This window comes from Anaeromicropila herbilytica, from assembly GCF_016591975.1.
Taxonomy (GTDB): Bacteria; Bacillota; Clostridia; order Lachnospirales; family Lachnospiraceae; genus Anaeromicropila; species Anaeromicropila herbilytica.
In genome coordinates this window covers 1,683,415-1,701,516 of the sequence record NZ_AP024169.1, presented here as the reverse complement: position 1 = coordinate 1,701,516, position 18,102 = coordinate 1,683,415, and the positions used below count along the sequence as shown (strand labels likewise).

The following is an 18,102-nucleotide window of genomic DNA, read 5'->3' as shown; positions in this document are numbered from 1 at the left end:
TTTAATATGAATATAATAGTATGCATTTTTATTTAATAGTTCTATTATCTCTTCTTCTGAAAGATTCTTTGAAATCTTGATAAGTCGTTCTTCTTCCAATATCTCACCACTTTCTTAAATTCAATTACAGTTCCCATTATAAATATTATAGGAATGCTATAGTATCCAGAGGCTACACATTTCTCTGTATCTATAGCTGTTCTGTACTGACCACTATTATAACTTGTTATTACTTCTTTTAAATATTTTTTTGTAAGCGGATTAACAACTTTATCAAGTCGTTCTTTTAACACAAAATCTGCTAGAGTCTAAACGGGTAGATTATTTGGAGCTTACAAACATACATGTATTAATATCCCAAAAGTGTAAAATACTTGTCATACTCATCCAATCTTCTTCTTATAATTTTATCATCAGGATTGAGTCTTAAAGCAAAATATAAAAAAGCTCTTGCTTTTTTATATTCCTTCATTTGATCATAAGCATGTCCAAGTTTCTTTACTATACAAAGCATACCAGGAGTTTGTATATTTATTTCTTCTAATATCTCTATGGCTGCTTCCTGCTCATTATTCAAACCATAAGCACATGCAAGTTTATATCTGTAATCTAAATTTTCTGAATTTCTTTCTTTAAGTTTTATATAACACTTAATGACTTCATCATATTTTTTTAGTTCAAAAAATATTCTTCCTTTTAAATATAATAAATCATCTTCAAATGCATTTTTTCTAATTTCCTCAACCTTGCTCAGCTCAACTCTTTTTAAAGTATCCACACCATCGAAGAACCTACCTTGTTTATAGTAGGTATATGCCATATGGTATAAGATATCTTGTGATCTGTTACCATTTTCATATTCACTTCTAAGCATCAACTCAGCATTACCATATTCACTATTTTTATAAAAACCTATTACACCCTCAATCCAGTCTTTCTCATAAGTCTCTTGTTTAACATTTTTACTATAGTATATTAAGTTATTATTTTCATTAAAAGTATTCTCTAGGTCTCTTTTAACTTCAAACACATTTTTATATCGTTCTTCTGGATCTCTTTTTAGTAATTTCAAAATAACATCTTCAACAGCAGGTGATATATTATCATTTATTTCTCTTGGCCTTGGATATGGAATATTGTTTATTAACTGGTTTGCAGTTTCATGTGGGGTTCTACCTGTAAGAAACTTATATAGTAACACCCCTAATGCATATATATCAGAATTTAAATATCTCTTATTTGAACCTGCTACTTCTGGAGACATATAAGCCCATGTCCCTCCACCATCAATTGTCTTTATAAATAAATCCTCTATTAATTTACTTGTTCCAAAATCCGTTATTTTAACTATTTTCCCATCAGTTAATATATTTTGTGGTTTGATATCTCCATGGCATATATTTTTTGAATGTATATATTCTACTCCATCAAGTATCTGTAAAAACAACTTATATATTTCCTCAAAGGTTCTTGGACTTTTAAACCCTGTTTCACTAAGTTCATCTGATAATTTATGTCCATTAAAATATTCCATCTCAATTAAAAATAATCCATCTATTCGTCCCATCCAATTGATTTTTACTACATTCTTATGACAACTTCCAATAAATTCTTTTCCCTCAGATAAAGTATTATCTCCACGTTCCTGATCCTTTGGTATTTTTAATGCTACAATCTCATTACTTTCAAGATTTATAGCGTTCCATACTGCTCCAAAGGAACCTTCATCTATAAACTCTTTTAACAAATATTTATTACCAATATTAGTATCAATCTGAGCTTGGAAACTTACTGCTTTTTTCTTCATAGTCTATCCTACCTCTACCCATTGGTTTAATCTAAGATTTTCACTGCTTCCAGTCGCAACACATCTATAAATTAAATAGGCCGTCTTTACTCCATTTATTCCTGGGATATAAATACCATTACTTTTTCTAAATCCATTATCAAAAATAGAAATATATTCATCTATGTCCCCTGGATTTTCAGCTGCATAACTCCAATACACAAACAGAATTATAGGTATATTACCCCCTAATTGATGATAGGCAATAAGTAAATTTTCTATTTTCTCTTTTACTTTTAAGTCTTTTCTTTTATTTTTTTCATATCTTTCAAATTCACATATTAAGATTGGGCGATTATCTTCCTTTGAAAACCATATAGAGTCTGGTCTTACCTCACTTATTTTATCTCCATATGCTTCTAATCCCTCTGCAACACACTCACTATAGACATTATTATCTTTATGAGGATAAACTGGACATTCAGAAACAGCAGCAATTTCTTCAATACATCTCCCTATTGCTGTAATGTAATTTAACCCTAATGAATGTACTGTCTCTGAGTAATCTCTAACTCCAAACTTAGTCATCATAGGAAACATTTCATTCCTAATACCACCAACTTTAAATTCCTCCTTTATAAAACATATTATCATATTTTTATTCATTAAACGTTCCCCACTCCCTTATTACTTCTGGTGATTCTCCACCATGTATTAAGGCTTTAGTTCCTACTTTAACAAGTAATGGTGCTGGGATAGATCTACCACAAATAAGGGCTTCTCCTGTAGATAAAGATGGTAATTCATCAATATCTGACTTAGAGAACATATCTGAAGTTTTTGCAATAAATCTCTGATCATCAGGATTTTTTAATCTCATAGTAATAATAGTATTACATTGAGATGTAACATCTGGGTCAAGTTTTGATGGTCTTTGAGATATTATTGCAAAACCTGTACCGAACTTTCTTCCCTCTGCTGCAATCTTCTTTATTATTTTTTTTGATATACATGGTATACCTGCTGGTGCAAAATTATGTCCTTCCTCATATACAAGGAAACAAGGTCTTGTCTGTCTTAGTTTATCTGCTGCTGCTCTCATTACTTCACTTGATATAAGTGCTGTAATAATCTGTTTTGCATCATCAGATAATCCTTGTAAATCTATTATTACAAGTCTACCTACATTATTTCCTTTTTCTCCAACCATTCTGTATATATCTGTTGGTTCTCCTATTGCTCTTGTATAAAAACTCTTTGCTTCATTTATTACCCTTGTAAGTTTCATTGATGCTACAGCAGCACTTCTATTATTCAGTGCTTTTGCTTCACCTTCCGTTAATTTATCCCAATTCTTTAATTCTTCAAGCCCTCTTTCATCTGAAAGTAAATATGTTAAATCCTGAATATCTCTTGGAGGATTACTATATTTTGATTTCCAATATCTTATAGCAACATCTAAAACTCTTTCCTGAGCCTCTGTAAGTCCTGGTAGAATTGATGCTAAATCATCCATATCAAATCTATCAAATTGAAGAGCTAAATGATTATTCTTACCACTATATTTATAATCAAAAGACTCCATTTGTGGAGTATAAACTTTTATCCCTCCATTTGCATTCAATAACTTTATAAATCTTTCTTGAATTCTTTCTAGACTCTTTATTTCATTTTCATCTTCTATAAAACTAAGATCCTTATTAAAATGTACTTCACCTTTTTCAAAAGCCTTTCCATATTCTCCGTGAACATCAAAGACTATAACTGTTCCATTCATCTCTGCTACAAGTCTTTCAATAATTCTTCCTACCGTATAAGATTTACCTGAACCTGTCATAGCAAGAACAGCAAGATGTTCTGTAACAAGTTTATTTACATCAAGATATACTGGAACTATATTACTTCCTTTATCATATCCAATTAAATTTCCTATATTAAGGCTTGTATTTTCATCAAATTTATAAAATTTTGCAAGGAACTCATAATCAACACCATAAACCTTTTCCCCAGGATTTAAAGGCCTTCTAGGAATTTTAATTTGTCCATTATTATCCCTATATCCAACAAGTTCAATACCCCCAAATAAGGTTTCCCCAGTTATACTTGCTCCTGGTAATATTTCAAGAGTTGAAAGTCCTTCTCCCATATTGGAATTATAAAGAATATTATTTCTTGTTATAGAAACTATTCTACCAAGAACGAAGGTTTCACCCTCTTCCTCTGACTCAGTATGTCTTATCTTTACAAATTCGCCTCTCTTAGCAGAAAAACTATTTTCTAATACTATTTTTAAATCATTAGGATTACCTGTATTCCCTATCAGTTTTCCTATATATTTATCTTTCACAAATAATCACTTCCCTCTCTTATATCAAATACTATTTTTAATAATATACTCCCATATTTTATTTCCATTTTCTTGTCCAACCCCAAACATAGTAGACATAAACCTGTAATTTACTCCTGTTATTTGTTTAATTTCATCAGGTTTAAGCGGAGTTTTCAGTATCATAAATTCTTCTAATTCAGTATAATATTCTTCATTTACTTCTGTATGTAAATTATGGTAATTTTTCTTTTTAACAATTCCACTTCCCTTACCCATAGCAACAATACCTGTAGCATTTCTGTATAAAAAAACCTTATCACCCTTTTGAATTTTATTTATTTTAGTTTTCCAAGGATCATAGTAAGCCGCAGCCTTTTTATTTTGTATCATATCTTTATCATCTTCTTGAGTATTTTTTGTGTTAGTATTTAATATATAACAACCTTCCTCAAATTCAATTACATCTTCCTCTGGACTATAGGTATTAAATTCAATTAATTTACCTCCATTTAAGGTTTCATATACACGATAAATAATTGCGTCTATCCACAATCCTGTTGTTTTCCAATAATTTATTGCTTGTCGTGTTTCCGTATCTGTTCCGTCAGTAATAATCAAAAAATGTTGTTTTTTATTAAAATCTTCCTTTCTTATTTCTTCATCTTTTCCTAAATTAAAATATTCCTTATGATCATCTATTAACTCTTTTCCTTTTTTCCCATGTTTGTTATATAAATCATTTAAAACATTATAATCACTTTGTCCAAATATTTGACCATATCTTAATACCTGTAATAAATTTTCTTTATCTGATTTCCATCGTTTTAATTCAAATAAATATAAACTTCCACTTCTATCTAAAGCCATAATATCAGGCTCTTCTTTTCCCTTTCGCTCTTGAAATATAGTCATTAAACTGCTTTCAGAAACAATCTTGCTAATATTATGTGCAATCAAATCCTCTAAATCTTTTTCTCTCCAATTTATTGATGCAAGATTAATTCTTTTAACTGAATTTAATTGCTTTTTGTTACTATCATCTAAATAGAATAGCATTTAGCATCCCCCTATTCCTCAAATACATCTAAATTCTCTTTCCATATGCTCTCTAATTCTTCATTTTTCAGTGACTCTCTTGCTTGAACCTTATAATATTCAAGTATTCTATTCTTGCCGTTATCAGTTGCTTCTAAAGGCCTTAATGCATACTTTGCATACCATAAAGGCATCGGTAATGCTTTTGATTGATCAAATGTTATTAATGATATAATTTGTGAAGCCAATTCATCAAGCATCCCTGTATTCCAATCCTTAACAGTTCCAAGAACCTCTACAAGTAACGGTGATGTAGCATTTCCTGCCTTTATATGCATACCCATAAGTCCTATGTCTCTTAACTGTTCTGGTTCAAGTCTGCTATCTTTATTTATTCCATCATACTGGAAGGCCGCTGTTCTTGTTCTTTTTACAAGAATACCTGTCATTAATCTTTTAATTCCTACCTCTTGTAGTTTAGGCATCAAATCGCCGATTTTTTCTGTAATGTTTTTATCTATTTCATCTGGTATATACTTCATATTTTCATCACTAAGAGCAAATATAACAGCCCCAAATCTCTTATTGCCTACTGATGCAATCTTGACTCCATTTTTATTGAATGGATAAACATCATCCTTATATTTCTCCCAAAATTTTAATATCACTTTTCTACATTTGTTATAAATATTAACTATATCCATTCTGGTGTCTAATGGAGCATCTGCTCTTTCAAGTAATATTGGAACTTCTAAAAGCACTAGTTCTGGCTTTTCATCTTGCTCCATAAGTTCAGTTAATAACTTATATACATTTATAATATCTATAAATTTCAATTTCTTTTGACTGTCTAAATCATCTATTTCATCTACTTCAACTTTGCTCTCTTGACTTGTTTTATAGATTGTACCATCTTTAATCAAAATATCTTGCCTTACTGCTCCTGCAACATAAAGTATGCCACCAAAAGCATTAGATGTCCTACTTGAACATGCTATTCCTGTTGCATTAATAGTAACAGGATTTATTAATTCAATATTTCTGATTACCCCTCCATCTTTTAAAGTAGGAGCAACTCTATCTATAAATCTCATTTTTGCAGACAACTTAGAAACTGTTGCTGGAAGTCCTAATTGAATATTCGCAACAATGCTCTGTGATATAGTAGTTTCCCCCTGCTTAACTCCATCCATCGTCATTCTCCTTCTCCTTCCTCTCTTTTATTACATTAATAAAAGCCCTTAAATTTTTTTCTTTAACTACTCTCATACCTTTATCGGTTAATTTTTCATCATTTATATATTCACCTGAAACTAGTTCTTTATATTTTCTAACTAATAATTCTTCCTCATATCTTGCTCCAAAGTATTTAAATATGATTGAAGCCATTACGTTCTTTAACTGTACCTTGGCTGATGATAGTATTATTAAGAAAACATGTACATTATCTATATCAATTTCATCATCATTTTCTTCCAAAATTTCCTTAACGCAATCTATATTTTGAATTAATTTATCAAAATAAATTTTGAATTCATCATGAAAATCCATCATTTTGTAATCTAATAACGGTAGAGTTACCACCGTTATTAGACCACTGCTTAAATTATTTCTATAGTTTATTCCGAAGTTCTTTCCATTTTCACAGAACATTTTATCCTTTACTACTGCTTCAATACCATAATTTATAGGTATACCATTAAAGAAACTCTCAGTTTTCTTTACCTTAATATCTACAGAAGTAGTAAAATAATTCGATAAATTAATCTCACCCCATGCTGGTAATAAAATCAACTGATTACTATTATTTTCAAGCCATAAATTTAAAGTATTTATCTCTTCCTTTTTCATTTTATTAAGAAGTATTCCAGATAAAACTAAAGTTCCTTTTTTTAGTGCATTAATGTTTACCATTTCATAATTACAAAAATTATTTAAAAGTCTATATTCAGTTCTAGTTTTATATTCTTCTAGTATCTGTATAAGCATTTCTACACCTCTATTTTAATTTTTATCAACTTAACATCCACTAATTCTTTCATCTCTTCTGAATAGTTATCCCAATCAATTTCCCCATTTTTCTCGATTACTCCTTTATAAAAACCAAAAGTTACTTTTTTAGTTTTAGAAGAAGTTTTAAAGAAAGTCTCACCTTCATGGGTTAATTCACTCATTTTATTTTCCATGGCTTTTTTTGTTTCTTCATAAGTCTTTTCTTTTGGATATTCATCCATTCTTAGTTCTATAGAAACTGGAGTTTTGCCTTCTATATACCTAATTTTATCAATAGTTGAAATTAATACTTCATCTCTAAAATCATTCTTTTTGCTTTTTGCTAAATTCATTACATTATTCTTATATCCATCTACAACTCCAACTCTTTGATACATATCTTCAATTCTCTTTTTAAGTAGTTCAAGAAAAAGTTTTGGTTTACTAAGCATATCCCCTTCACCATCTTCTATTTCCTGCTCAAAACCTCCACTTATAAATATGTCAATTTCCGTAATGCAGTTATTTAAATTCTTAACTTCTATATTATCTTTTAAATGTTCTGGAGCATCTGAAAAATAATGAACCCATTTTTCACTTTCTGCTTTTTTCTTGTATCCATCAATAATAAACTTAAAATTCTTATAAAGATTCTTATATTCGCCTATAATCCCGTTATCATTTGACCATTTCAGGTCATTATTTTCTAATTGTTCTAATCCACAATCTTCTAAAATTTCTTCTATCCGCTTGGCAGAACCGCTAAAATCGCCATCTTTTAGTCTATATGCAAGAGTATTAATGTAGGATACCATAGTGCCTGTTCCAGTACATGTCATCTTATCATAATCTGTTGAATTCTGAAGTTCATTGCAATACTTCTGAAGTATATTTGTAATAGGTGAAATTGGGAGCATAACCCCTTTATAAACACAGCTATTCCTTATTTCAGTTATCTTTTCAAGAATACTATTTTCTGCTGGTACTTTTAAGTTATTTATATAATCAATAAATAACCTAATGTGTCTTATTCTAAACCATAAAGGCTTTTCTTTATCATCTATCTTTATATCCTTTATAATATTAGGATTATAAGTTATTATATTATTCCACATTTCTCTGTCATATACTTGATCACATAATGCTGTAAATTCTTTTATTTTTGAGATTATTTCTTTATAGCTAACATGAATATTTTTATCTCTTTCTTCTAGCATTTCTAATTTAATGCTATTTTTAATCTTTTCTGCTTCTTGAAGTCGTACCTTATAAAATGGAATTTGGTTTTCTTCAAGAACTTTAAGATATGGCCCATTAATTACTTTCTTCATGCTTTCTATTTCTTTTTTGCAGTCATCATCAAGCCATTTTTTAACTAATGAATACCTACCATTCAGTTCATAAGATGATATTCTTCCAATAAATCCATCTTGAGTTTTTATTAAAAGATTTATTGAAATCATAAACATTATCCACTGCTCTATTACCTTCTTTGGTTTAACTTCCTTTACAAGACTAAAGAAAAATTTATCCTCATACTCATTTATTGCTTTATTACTATTTGCATTAAACTTTAACATTCTATTTACACAACTTGGAATGTCTATAGTAAATTTATTTTCATCTTCCTTTATAAATAAGCCTGTTTCCTTATATCCTTGGCCTTCATTTATTCTTCCTATGGACACATTTTTTAGTGCCATCTTTAATTCAGTATATTCCCCATCTGAAAGCCTATAATCTTTCTTACTTCCAAGTTCTTCAAAATCAAGATCATGTATGAGCATCTTCGTAAATGCATTAGACAAAATTTTAATCTGATCATCTGTATGCTTTTTATAAATAATAGGTCTTAATACCCAACCTTCACTATCTATTCTTTCAAACCATTCATTTGCTCTATTTTTCAAATAATCTCTTACTTTTCTTACTCGTTCTCTTAATGTAGAAGTTATAATGTTCTTATTTTCTCTTATATCAAGAACATCCTTATCGAGAGATATAGCTTCTAAAATATCCTTTTGAAGTCTTGTTATATTAATAAAAATAAGGCATTTTCCTATACCTTCATATTTTTCTCTCACAAATTTTTCTGTATATTCTTGACTTATAATTGAGTCAGAAATAACTATGACTGGATGGACTCCACCCTTCATTAATCTGCTATCAAGAAGTACATCTTTTAATTTACTTTCATCTTTTCCCCAAATAATATCTACTATTTTATCACCATGCACATCAAGATAAGGCCCATTTTCTACCTTTGTTCTTACGCAATCAACTCCATTAATAGCATAGAAACTTTCCTCTGGATAACTTAATTCTAACGCTCTACAAGCACCTGAAAGAACTCTCTTAACTTCTTCTATTTTGTTTTTACTTCTTTCTGCTATCAACTTTTCAATTTCTTTATTTTTTTCTGTATCTGGTACATAGCCAAAATTATCTTTTTCAACTCTGTACCTCTTATTAAGTCTACTTAAATAAGCAAAATTTGGCCCTATATATTCTGCTTCCTTTACTTCATCCATTTCTAATTTATCAATAACATATGAATAGATATATCTTGCTGCTTCCTCCACCTCTTCTTTTGGATATAACATTCTTATTTGATCTATAAATGTTTCCTCTTCTTTACCTACTATAAATTCATTTTCATTTACACTTATAGAAAAAGTTTTAAGACTTCTAAGTAAAACTGCAAGATCAAAACTTCCTCCAAAACTATTTATAAAATTATCTCCTACATCATTCTTATAACCTTGCTTAGTTAAATGAACTCCTAAATCTTCTTTCTTTAATTTAACACGATAAAACTCCTTAAATAGTTTGCCACCCTCTATATCCTTTGCATCAAGCATAGCCTTAATTTCTTCTTGAGAATAACTTGCTTTTTTATCAGGTATTTGTTTTAAAAGAGCATGTTTTATTTTTTGTCTAAATTTATCATCACATTGTATATAATCAAATGCAGGTTTATCAATAAGACTATCTTTAAACCTATTACTTGAATTTAATATATTTTCAAATATAAATCCTGTATCCTTCTTTACAGTTTCATCCTCTATTTTTTGATCAACATTATGCATAATAACATTGAACCAACCAAAGTTTCCTCCTGCAACAGTATATGATGCCTCTATAATACCTTCTGGATATTCAGGTATCATTCCCTTTTTATTAAGATATTCAGTAAAATCTGATATATCTGCAAAAGAATTTTGAAGCATTTCATACATTTCTGTTCTTCTATCCAATGCTCCTATTCCTTGGATACTTCCTCCTATTACAGTAGAACATAAAAGTAAAAAGGCTGCTTCAGGATATTTCTTTCTTGGATCTTCATGCTTTATAGCATTAGTAATTACCTGAATGGCTTCTCCATCAATTTTACTTTGTAACTCCTTATCTTTTTCTATTCCATATTTCGCAATTTCACCCGCTGTTTCAAGTTCATCACAAACTACAAGAATATGTTCTATATTGAACTTTTTAATGTAATTAATTCCACTACGAGTTAATCTATCTAACTTATCCCTATCAATAACTAAGTCATCAAGATTGACACTATCTACTTCTAATATGCTACTTAACTTTTCTCTGTCAAAACCCATTGGTAACAATGCATCCTGAATACACTCCATTATTTTTCCTTGAATACTTCCATCTGACTCTCTACTTAAATAAGATAATGCAGTATAGGTACCATAAGCAACCCAGTCATCTCCTCTCAAATCTTCATGACACATTTGAGAATATCTTATATATAAAGGAAGAACCTTATCTTCAAAGTTAGGTTTAAATATTCTAACTTCTTTTTGCTCTCCATCATCATTTAAAATCCATCCCTTATCCATACCTAAAGGCTCTGATATAACTTGAAATCCTATCCTTGATTTACCAATCCCCCATTTAGATATAAGTGGAAATATTGTTGCCATTCCAGCAGTTTTCATAGTTCTAGTAAATGACCTGAAAATATTGTAAAATTCCTTCTGTCCAACCATTGGTTGATTTAAAGGAAAATCACTAGTTCCAAAAGGCGACCATATTGACATAATTTTTCCTCCTTGTATTCCTATTATGCACATAACAATTATTAATTGTTATGCCCCCTTAATTAACAATCTCTAATTTTATTAATTGATAGTCTTTTTTCCCAAACAATCCCCTACCGTGTCTTGGCTGCCCTTGTTCATGATCAACTATCCTTAATCTACCTTCATTAATACTACTCATAAAATAATGATCTATCCACTGATCATAACTTTTTTCATCTCCGCTATCTATCTTATCTTTTAAGAAAGAACCTACTATTTCTAATGAAAAAAAACCTCTGGCATCTGAATTATTTACTATAAGTTCTTTTAATACTTCCATATCATCTAATGAAACATCAAATATTAAACTATTAAAAATCTCTTCACTTATATCTTCTTTAATCTTATGCTTATCTAAAATATATTTTCCATCTGCTTCTTCTTTAAGCCAATTTAGATATTCAAAAAGCATCATAGGTATCTTTAAGTATGTACTCATAGATCCTAATGATGGCTCTTCTTTATTCACACCTTGGATTTGAATTATTTCATCATCTATTATATTCAACTCTTCTTTCCAGAAAGGGCCTAAAACCTTTGATGAATAAACATTTAATAAATTATTTATATTTATATCTTCTGACTTACTACTAAATATATGGTAATCTATGTTTTCATAATTAATATAGGCTGATGTAAAATTTTCCATATAGCCTTTTTCAAAGTATAAGTAACCACCATTTAATAATGCTAATGCTAATGTTCTTACCCTTAAAGAATATTTTAAAAGTTGTTCTCCTAAAGTCTTTTCCCAAGCAGCATTATGCTTATAATTATTTAAAAGATTAATTGCTCCCTCTGTTAATTCATAACAATCATCATTTTCTTTTATAAAATTACTGCCAACAATAGTTACACTAGTTTTTGATTTTTCTACTCCAAAAAGCCCATATACTTCATCCGCATTTATAATTCTTCCGCCTTCATCAACCTTGTAGTGCAAATAGTCTTTTGCTATATCCTTTTTATTTTTACATGGTATTCTTTCTGGCAAAGTGCTTAATATATCAGCCCATCTTTCTATATTAGATACTCTTACCCAAAATCTATCTGTTCCCATTTTTATTATCATAGTGTATTCCTCAACTCTTCTATATAGTCTTTAATAAGATTTTTAAACTTTCTTGATCTATTTTTTACTATTATATCCTTTGAATATATTAAGTCATTAAACTCTTCATTTAACACATATTCGCCATCTTTAAAATCCATTTTACGCTCTCCTAATAAGTCAAAAACTACTTTATGTGTTTCTGGTGCTTTATCTGGAAATAAACATAAATCGTTTTTAGTACAAAATTCATATACAAAATTATTTAAACTCCCTACTTTTATTTCATTTCCTTTTGCATTGAATATATAAAGTTGAAGTTCTTGAACATTATAAGGATTAGTTATATCAGTAGGTCTTATTGATACCCCCTCAAATCCTCCAACTTTATATTCTGAAATCACCATAGAAAGTATAGTTAAGAAAGTTTTCCATGGGTAAGATAAAACTTCTCCAACTTCATTTTCAACTGGGAAATCTGAGTATTCATATGGCGTTAAAGTAAATTTATTCTTATCTTTTAAACCTTTTAAATAAATCGAAGATGTTATTCTTCTTCCTTGTATCAAGTTTTCATTAGGATTTGCCCCCATAGGTAATATCTCTAAATCACTTACATCCTCTGTTAATTGCATAATTTTCAATTCACTTAATATAGAAAGATATTGAGGATATCCTTTAAATACAGCCTGATATAATGCTTTTATCTCTTCATTTTCATCTATAATTTCATGTTTAATTTTTAATATTGTATCTGCAAATTCAGGTATACTATTAATAAATTCAAATAATGCTTTACTATCACCACTCTTACCTATAATACACGCCTCTGTGTATACTCTTAATAGCAATGTAATAAATAATGGTGGATAGTAGCAGAGTAGAGAAGAAATAAACTCTTCTCTACTAACTTTCCCGCTGAAATTAATCCACTTTTTTGTAATAACTAATTTATCTTCAATCGATTTAAGAAAATTTAAGTCTATTAGATAGTTTAAACTTTCATTGTGATCTATTTCACCATAATCATATAAGACATTTAATTTTTTAACTAACTCAGTTACATTAAGCAAAAGGTTCACCTACCTTTTATATAAATAAAATATTAATTAATTTTTTTAATTTTTGACATGTCAAAGTTACCTTCAATTAAGTCTTCTACATCTTGCTTTGCTTCGTGAATTAAAACTCTAACATCATATTTTAACTCTTCAACTTTACGCATTTTATTTCCTATTTCTTTTTGTATTTCTATTGGTAATATAGGTATTTTCAATTGACCAATATCCTCAAGATGAAAATCTGGTTGATTAGAACCCTTAGATAGTCTTTTAGATTGTTTCTTACCATACTCACTATTCAAAAAAACTTGTAAAAAATATTCATCTATTACTTTTTTTTTCAACTTTAACAATGCAACACTTACAAATATGCTAAATGTATCTAGTTTATCAGGTACTACTTTTGCATAGCCTATACGTCCAATTTTAGTAAATAATAAATCACCATGCTCCACATTGCAACGTTTAGAAATTTCTTTATGTTCTTCTTTTGAAATATATTTTACATTTTCAAAATCTATTTCATCTTCCAAAATGTTTTTTGAAGATATAAATGTTACTCCATTCTCTATATAAGTCGGTGTCTTATGAGTACCATCAGTTATCTTCACACATATATCCTTCAATAATTTATATCCATGTTTATATTCAACTAATTTTGAGTCTATTTCTAAATCTTCTTTTTTATAAAATACAGCCTCTATTCTTGTATTATCAATCAGTTCTTCTGAAACGTATAAAATATTGGGTTTATCATTAATAAATATATACTCATTTTTTATATTAAATCTATCTGCTTTATTCTTATTTAGTTCATTGTTTAATATTTCTTCAGCCTCTTTTTTTAATCTTTTTGCTTCTTCTCTTAATTCTTCTGCTTTTCTAACCTTATCCCCTATATATTTTTGAATTTCTTTGGATGGAATAGGTATCTTTATCTGCCTAAAACTTTCTTTTATAATTGTAGGTTGTACCCCACCTTGTAGCAGTCTTTTTACCCACATTTTTCCATATTTACTTTTATAAAAAGCATCTACATAATGTACATCAATATCAGATTTATAAATTACTTTAAAAATATTATCAGCAAGACTCATTTTATCACAATCCTTAGGAACAACTAATGTTAATCCAACAGAACCTGTCTTGGAAAATAATAGTTCGCCTCCATTTAGTTGTGACTTTTTTAATTTAGTATATGTATCTATATCAACATACACCAAATCATTAAAATCAAATCCATTATCAGTAATATTCTTAATTTTTACAAATGGAATTCCTGTATTATCAGAATATGACACATTATCTTTAAGCCATGCAAAACTTCCGTTAGCAGTATAATCAGTTAATTCCTCAATAATATCACCATTCTTACTTACACTATAGTTAATTACATCATATTGATTATCTAAATATTCAATATACAAAGCGTTGTTATAATTAGGATCTATTTTATCCTCTATCTGTTTACTATCTATCAAAACAGCACTAGGTATTTTCGATAATATTTTATAATACAAATTAATTACCTCCTATTCAACGTCCTCTGGTACACCTTTTTTATATACTTCTACAATTTTTAATAAATCATTATGATCATCGCCTAATTGTATTTCCACATTTTGTTTTACTGTAAATCCCACTTCATCTACTACTGCCATAAATACAGGCCCTTGTTTTTCACCTGGATGTTCTTTCTTTTTTAAATATAATAATGAAGTTTTAGCACCTGCTCCTGATAATCCAAATGTTTCTGTTGGTAAACTTATAACTGCTTTAAGTATCGCTTTACCTCCTTCAAATTCTCCTGTCACTGAATTTTTCTTACCCATAATATATTCACGAACATATTTATCACCTGAATTCGAAAGTATTCCATCAGGGATAACTATCATTAATAGTCCACCTTTTTTAAGTAATTGTAGGTTCCTATCTATAAACAATACTGCTGGATCTATTGAATTTACTTGTTTCCATTTCCCTTTACTATCTGGTTTTGAACCCAGAGATAATTTATCAGGGTTCATTTTGTTTTGCCCATCTTCATCTATATCCTCAGAATATTTTGTAATTATCTCTATACCTTCTAAGTTATCTATTTTTGTGTTACCTTTCTTTATTTCTTTGGAAATTCCTGTTTTTGAAAAAGGAGGATTTGTTATTATTGCATCAAAAGTCTCTGGCACTAAATTCTCTGTCATTAAAGAATTTCTAGTTTGGAATATCGGGCACTTTACTGCTCCATTCATTGCCATATTAAGCCTTGCCTTCAGTACCATTCCTGGAGAGTTATCTGCCCCTATAAAAGAGTGTTCTTTCATCAATTCAAATACTTCTTCATAATGTTTTGTATTTCCGCCTAATTTAGTAAGCAAATGATTTTTTATCTCTTGTAGCATTTTAATCAAAAATCCCGCTGAACCACAACACAGATCTCCTACCTTAAATGTTGGATAACCAGTCTTAGGATCAATCCCTATTAATTTTCCTGCTCCATCTTTTGTTAAATCATATACTACTATTTCAGCCGCTGCCTCAGTAACTTGTCTAGGTGTAAGATATATACCCATTCCACCCTTATTTTCAAATTTACCTCTTAAAAGTACATCAAATACTCTTCCTGCTACATCACCAGTTAAATCAAGAAGTGTACCTGGTCTCTCTACACCTTCAACTTTAATAGGGCCTAAGTCCTGTAATGTTTTTAAAACCGATGTGTAAATATTTGGATTTTCAAGTTTTACATATTCATCAGCACTAAATATCGCTGACTTACTTCCATCATCTAATGTTGAAACATAATCTTCATGATTTTTTACTATTTTAAAGGCTTCTCTAATCTCTTGGATAACTTTATTCTTATCCTCTGCCTTTTCTATATTCTCATATCTGAAAATGTCATCATACCGTTTTCCTTCTAACTCTCCACCCCTCAATATATAACCTGGATGGTTGAGTCTAAATACCTCCATGAATATAAGTTTGCAGAATTCATCTATAGCATCATTTGAGTTATTTACATGGTCTTTCATTCCATATATCATTTCATGAATACCGTCAAACTTTTCTTGAAGTTCCTGATATTTATGTATTGACCATATGTCTCTCTCTGTTAATTGTCTTTTACCAAAGTTAAATTTCTCTTCACCCTTTATTACTGGTGGAATTTCTGAAATTGCCTTCTCTTCTTCTACAAGAATATAAGAATTATTCGTTCCATTAGTAATCCAAACATAGGTGGACATAGGATCTGTTCCCATTGCATCATAAGTTATACTTGTTATTAAATCTGGTTTTAATTGTTCATCTTCTACTTTTTTCACATACACATAAACTTCTTTATGATTTGCTCTTATAGTAGTTTCGTCAATTTTCTGTATTGTTTCATATCCTAAGTTCTTTACTTTGTTTATCAATTCTTGCATATTAGTTTCTCCTCTAATTTACCTTCTTTAATACTGCTCCGTTTGGACTTATATATTTTCCACTATTGAGTGCAACCTTTAATATCTTTTCTGCACTTGCAACTGTATCTATTGGTATATTTTCCAGTACTTTTTTTATTGGTATCATTGGTTTTTCACCAATGGTTTTTTCTATTATTTCTAAAATTGTATCTTTTGTACTAATTTCACCAACACTAAAAGTATTTCCAATTTTTAATATACTCTTGTCCATACTCAAAAATAATTCAACCTGAGCTTTATTCCACTTTAGGCCTAATTCACCTAGCCTTTGATGAAGTTCTTCTAGTGTTTTAGGGCATTTTAGTTGGTCATAAATTTCATTTACCATGGGTTCGCCTCCTAAATATAAGTTTTGACCAATGTATCACAACTTATATTATGTTATAGTATATTATCTAATATCTATACCACTACTTCTTAGCCATGAATCATATAGGGTATCAAAAGGTTGTATTGAATTAAATAATTGATAAATAAGCCTGAACCATAGTTATATATTCAATGCTACAAATTTATTCTCTCTTATGTTACTTTAAGTGTAAGGCATTCGTTGTAATTTTCTTTAACGACTCCTCTTAATTTTACTATTTTATACCAACCTATTTATTTTATTTTTTGTATTATTCCTATATATATAAACTGACTTAGTCGTTATTTCAATTTCATTCTTACTTATTATTGCTATTTGTAAGATCTATTCACACATAGACGCGTCAATTCTATAAGCGTATATTTTCGCTTTCAAGATATTCTATATATTTACTAATCTTATCTTCTATTGAATTATTGGGTATTATTTTAACAAATCCATCTCTGTATAGAATTTATAGTAACCATATTCACTTTATCCTTTTTATACACATTAGAAAGTATTTTTTCATTTCTTAATTAGAGTAACTTGAAAAAACCGCTATTCTATATTCAGTTTTACTTTTCCAAAATAAATCTTGAAAAATAACCTTGACAAGTTATTTTCTGGTACTTACTTTTACTATTTCTGTTTTTACCTTTTTAATTTGTTCTACTTTGTCATAGCAAATTTTAGAATAGAGTATTTATTTTTTATTTAAATCCTTTTGTAAATTTTCAAGATGACCTTCAAGCTCTTCTTTATCAAACTCTAGGTAAACACCCCATTTGTCATTATAACTGTCCCCCCAAAAAACGTTCATCTTCCTTATACGCCATACCTATAACAAATGAAAATTCAAAGCCTAGGACCTCACAGAAAATTTCCATCTACCATTTCATCTATACCTATTATCTTTCTCAATCCCTCAA

At 29.2% G+C, this 18,102-nt stretch carries 13 protein-coding genes; all 13 read right to left on the bottom strand.

Annotated features, from left to right (window positions below):
- Positions 1-44: 44 nt before the first annotated feature.
- On the bottom strand, positions 45-293 hold the full coding sequence (locus tag bsdtb5_RS07270; protein ID WP_271715371.1) for a hypothetical protein: 249 nt from the start codon (positions 291-293) through the stop codon (positions 45-47).
- 56 nt (positions 294-349) lie between these two features.
- Positions 350-1,747, bottom strand: coding sequence for a serine/threonine-protein kinase (locus bsdtb5_RS07265; RefSeq protein ID WP_271715370.1), 1,398 nt, complete (start codon positions 1,745-1,747; stop codon positions 350-352).
- A gap of 63 nt (positions 1,748-1,810) precedes the next feature.
- The gene (locus bsdtb5_RS07260) at positions 1,811-2,452 is read right to left on the bottom strand and encodes a hypothetical protein (RefSeq protein ID WP_271715369.1); all 642 of its coding nucleotides are present in this window, start codon (positions 2,450-2,452) and stop codon (positions 1,811-1,813) included.
- Entirely contained in the window at positions 2,445-4,133 is a 1,689-nt protein-coding gene (locus tag bsdtb5_RS07255) for a helicase HerA domain-containing protein (protein WP_271715368.1), read from the bottom strand. The genes bsdtb5_RS07260 and bsdtb5_RS07255 overlap by 8 nt, the downstream gene beginning before the upstream one ends.
- Positions 4,134-4,157: 24 nt before the next feature.
- Complete coding sequence (locus tag bsdtb5_RS07250) at positions 4,158-5,171, bottom strand: PDDEXK family nuclease (RefSeq protein WP_271715367.1); 1,014 nt, start codon at positions 5,169-5,171, stop codon at positions 4,158-4,160.
- 11 nt (positions 5,172-5,182) lie between these two features.
- Positions 5,183-6,343 (bottom strand): hypothetical protein, encoded by a 1,161-nt coding sequence (locus bsdtb5_RS07245; RefSeq protein WP_271715366.1) that lies wholly within the window; start codon positions 6,341-6,343, stop codon positions 5,183-5,185.
- Positions 6,330-7,139 carry a hypothetical protein gene (locus bsdtb5_RS07240; protein ID WP_271715365.1) on the bottom strand — a complete coding sequence of 270 codons (810 nt, stop codon included), beginning with the start codon at positions 7,137-7,139 and terminating at the stop codon, positions 6,330-6,332. Before bsdtb5_RS07240 ends, bsdtb5_RS07245 begins: the two co-directional genes overlap by 14 nt.
- Positions 7,140-7,141: 2 nt before the next feature.
- A complete protein-coding gene (locus tag bsdtb5_RS07235; protein ID WP_271715364.1) occupies positions 7,142-11,200 on the bottom strand; it encodes a hypothetical protein in 4,059 nt (1,352 codons plus the stop codon).
- Between the two features lie 58 nt (positions 11,201-11,258).
- Entirely contained in the window at positions 11,259-12,314 is a 1,056-nt protein-coding gene (locus bsdtb5_RS07230) for a hypothetical protein (protein ID WP_271715363.1), read from the bottom strand.
- Positions 12,311-13,366 carry a hypothetical protein gene (locus bsdtb5_RS07225; RefSeq protein ID WP_330611962.1) on the bottom strand — a complete coding sequence of 352 codons (1,056 nt, stop codon included), beginning with the start codon at positions 13,364-13,366 and terminating at the stop codon, positions 12,311-12,313. The genes bsdtb5_RS07230 and bsdtb5_RS07225 overlap by 4 nt, the downstream gene beginning before the upstream one ends.
- A gap of 32 nt (positions 13,367-13,398) precedes the next feature.
- Complete coding sequence (locus bsdtb5_RS07220) at positions 13,399-14,874, bottom strand: restriction endonuclease subunit S (RefSeq protein WP_271715361.1); 1,476 nt, start codon at positions 14,872-14,874, stop codon at positions 13,399-13,401.
- Positions 14,875-14,886: 12 nt separating this feature from the next.
- Positions 14,887-16,779: an HsdM family class I SAM-dependent methyltransferase gene (locus bsdtb5_RS07215; protein ID WP_271715360.1), complete on the bottom strand. Its 1,893-nt coding sequence runs from the start codon at positions 16,777-16,779 to the stop codon at positions 14,887-14,889.
- Positions 16,780-16,792: 13 nt separating this feature from the next.
- Complete coding sequence (locus bsdtb5_RS07210; RefSeq protein ID WP_271715359.1) at positions 16,793-17,149, bottom strand: hypothetical protein; 357 nt, start codon at positions 17,147-17,149, stop codon at positions 16,793-16,795.
- Between the last annotated feature and the right edge of the window lie 953 nt (positions 17,150-18,102).

Bases quoted from the DNA above. Each gene is read 5' to 3' on its own strand.
- bsdtb5_RS07260 (WP_271715369.1), bottom strand. From the start codon at position 2,452: ATGAATAAAAATATGATAATATGTTTTATAAAGGAGGAATTTAAAGTT.
- bsdtb5_RS07250 (WP_271715367.1), bottom strand. From the start codon at position 5,171: ATGCTATTCTATTTAGATGATAGTAACAAAAAGCAATTAAATTCAGTT.
- bsdtb5_RS07245 (WP_271715366.1), bottom strand. From the start codon at position 6,343: ATGGATGGAGTTAAGCAGGGGGAAACTACTATATCACAGAGCATTGTT.
- bsdtb5_RS07240 (WP_271715365.1), bottom strand. From the start codon at position 7,139: ATGCTTATACAGATACTAGAAGAATATAAAACTAGAACTGAATATAGA.
- bsdtb5_RS07235 (WP_271715364.1), bottom strand. From the start codon at position 11,200: ATGTCAATATGGTCGCCTTTTGGAACTAGTGATTTTCCTTTAAATCAA.
- bsdtb5_RS07230 (WP_271715363.1), bottom strand. From the start codon at position 12,314: ATGATAATAAAAATGGGAACAGATAGATTTTGGGTAAGAGTATCTAAT.
- bsdtb5_RS07215 (WP_271715360.1), bottom strand. From the start codon at position 16,779: ATGCAAGAATTGATAAACAAAGTAAAGAACTTAGGATATGAAACAATA.
- bsdtb5_RS07210 (WP_271715359.1), bottom strand. From the start codon at position 17,149: ATGGTAAATGAAATTTATGACCAACTAAAATGCCCTAAAACACTAGAA.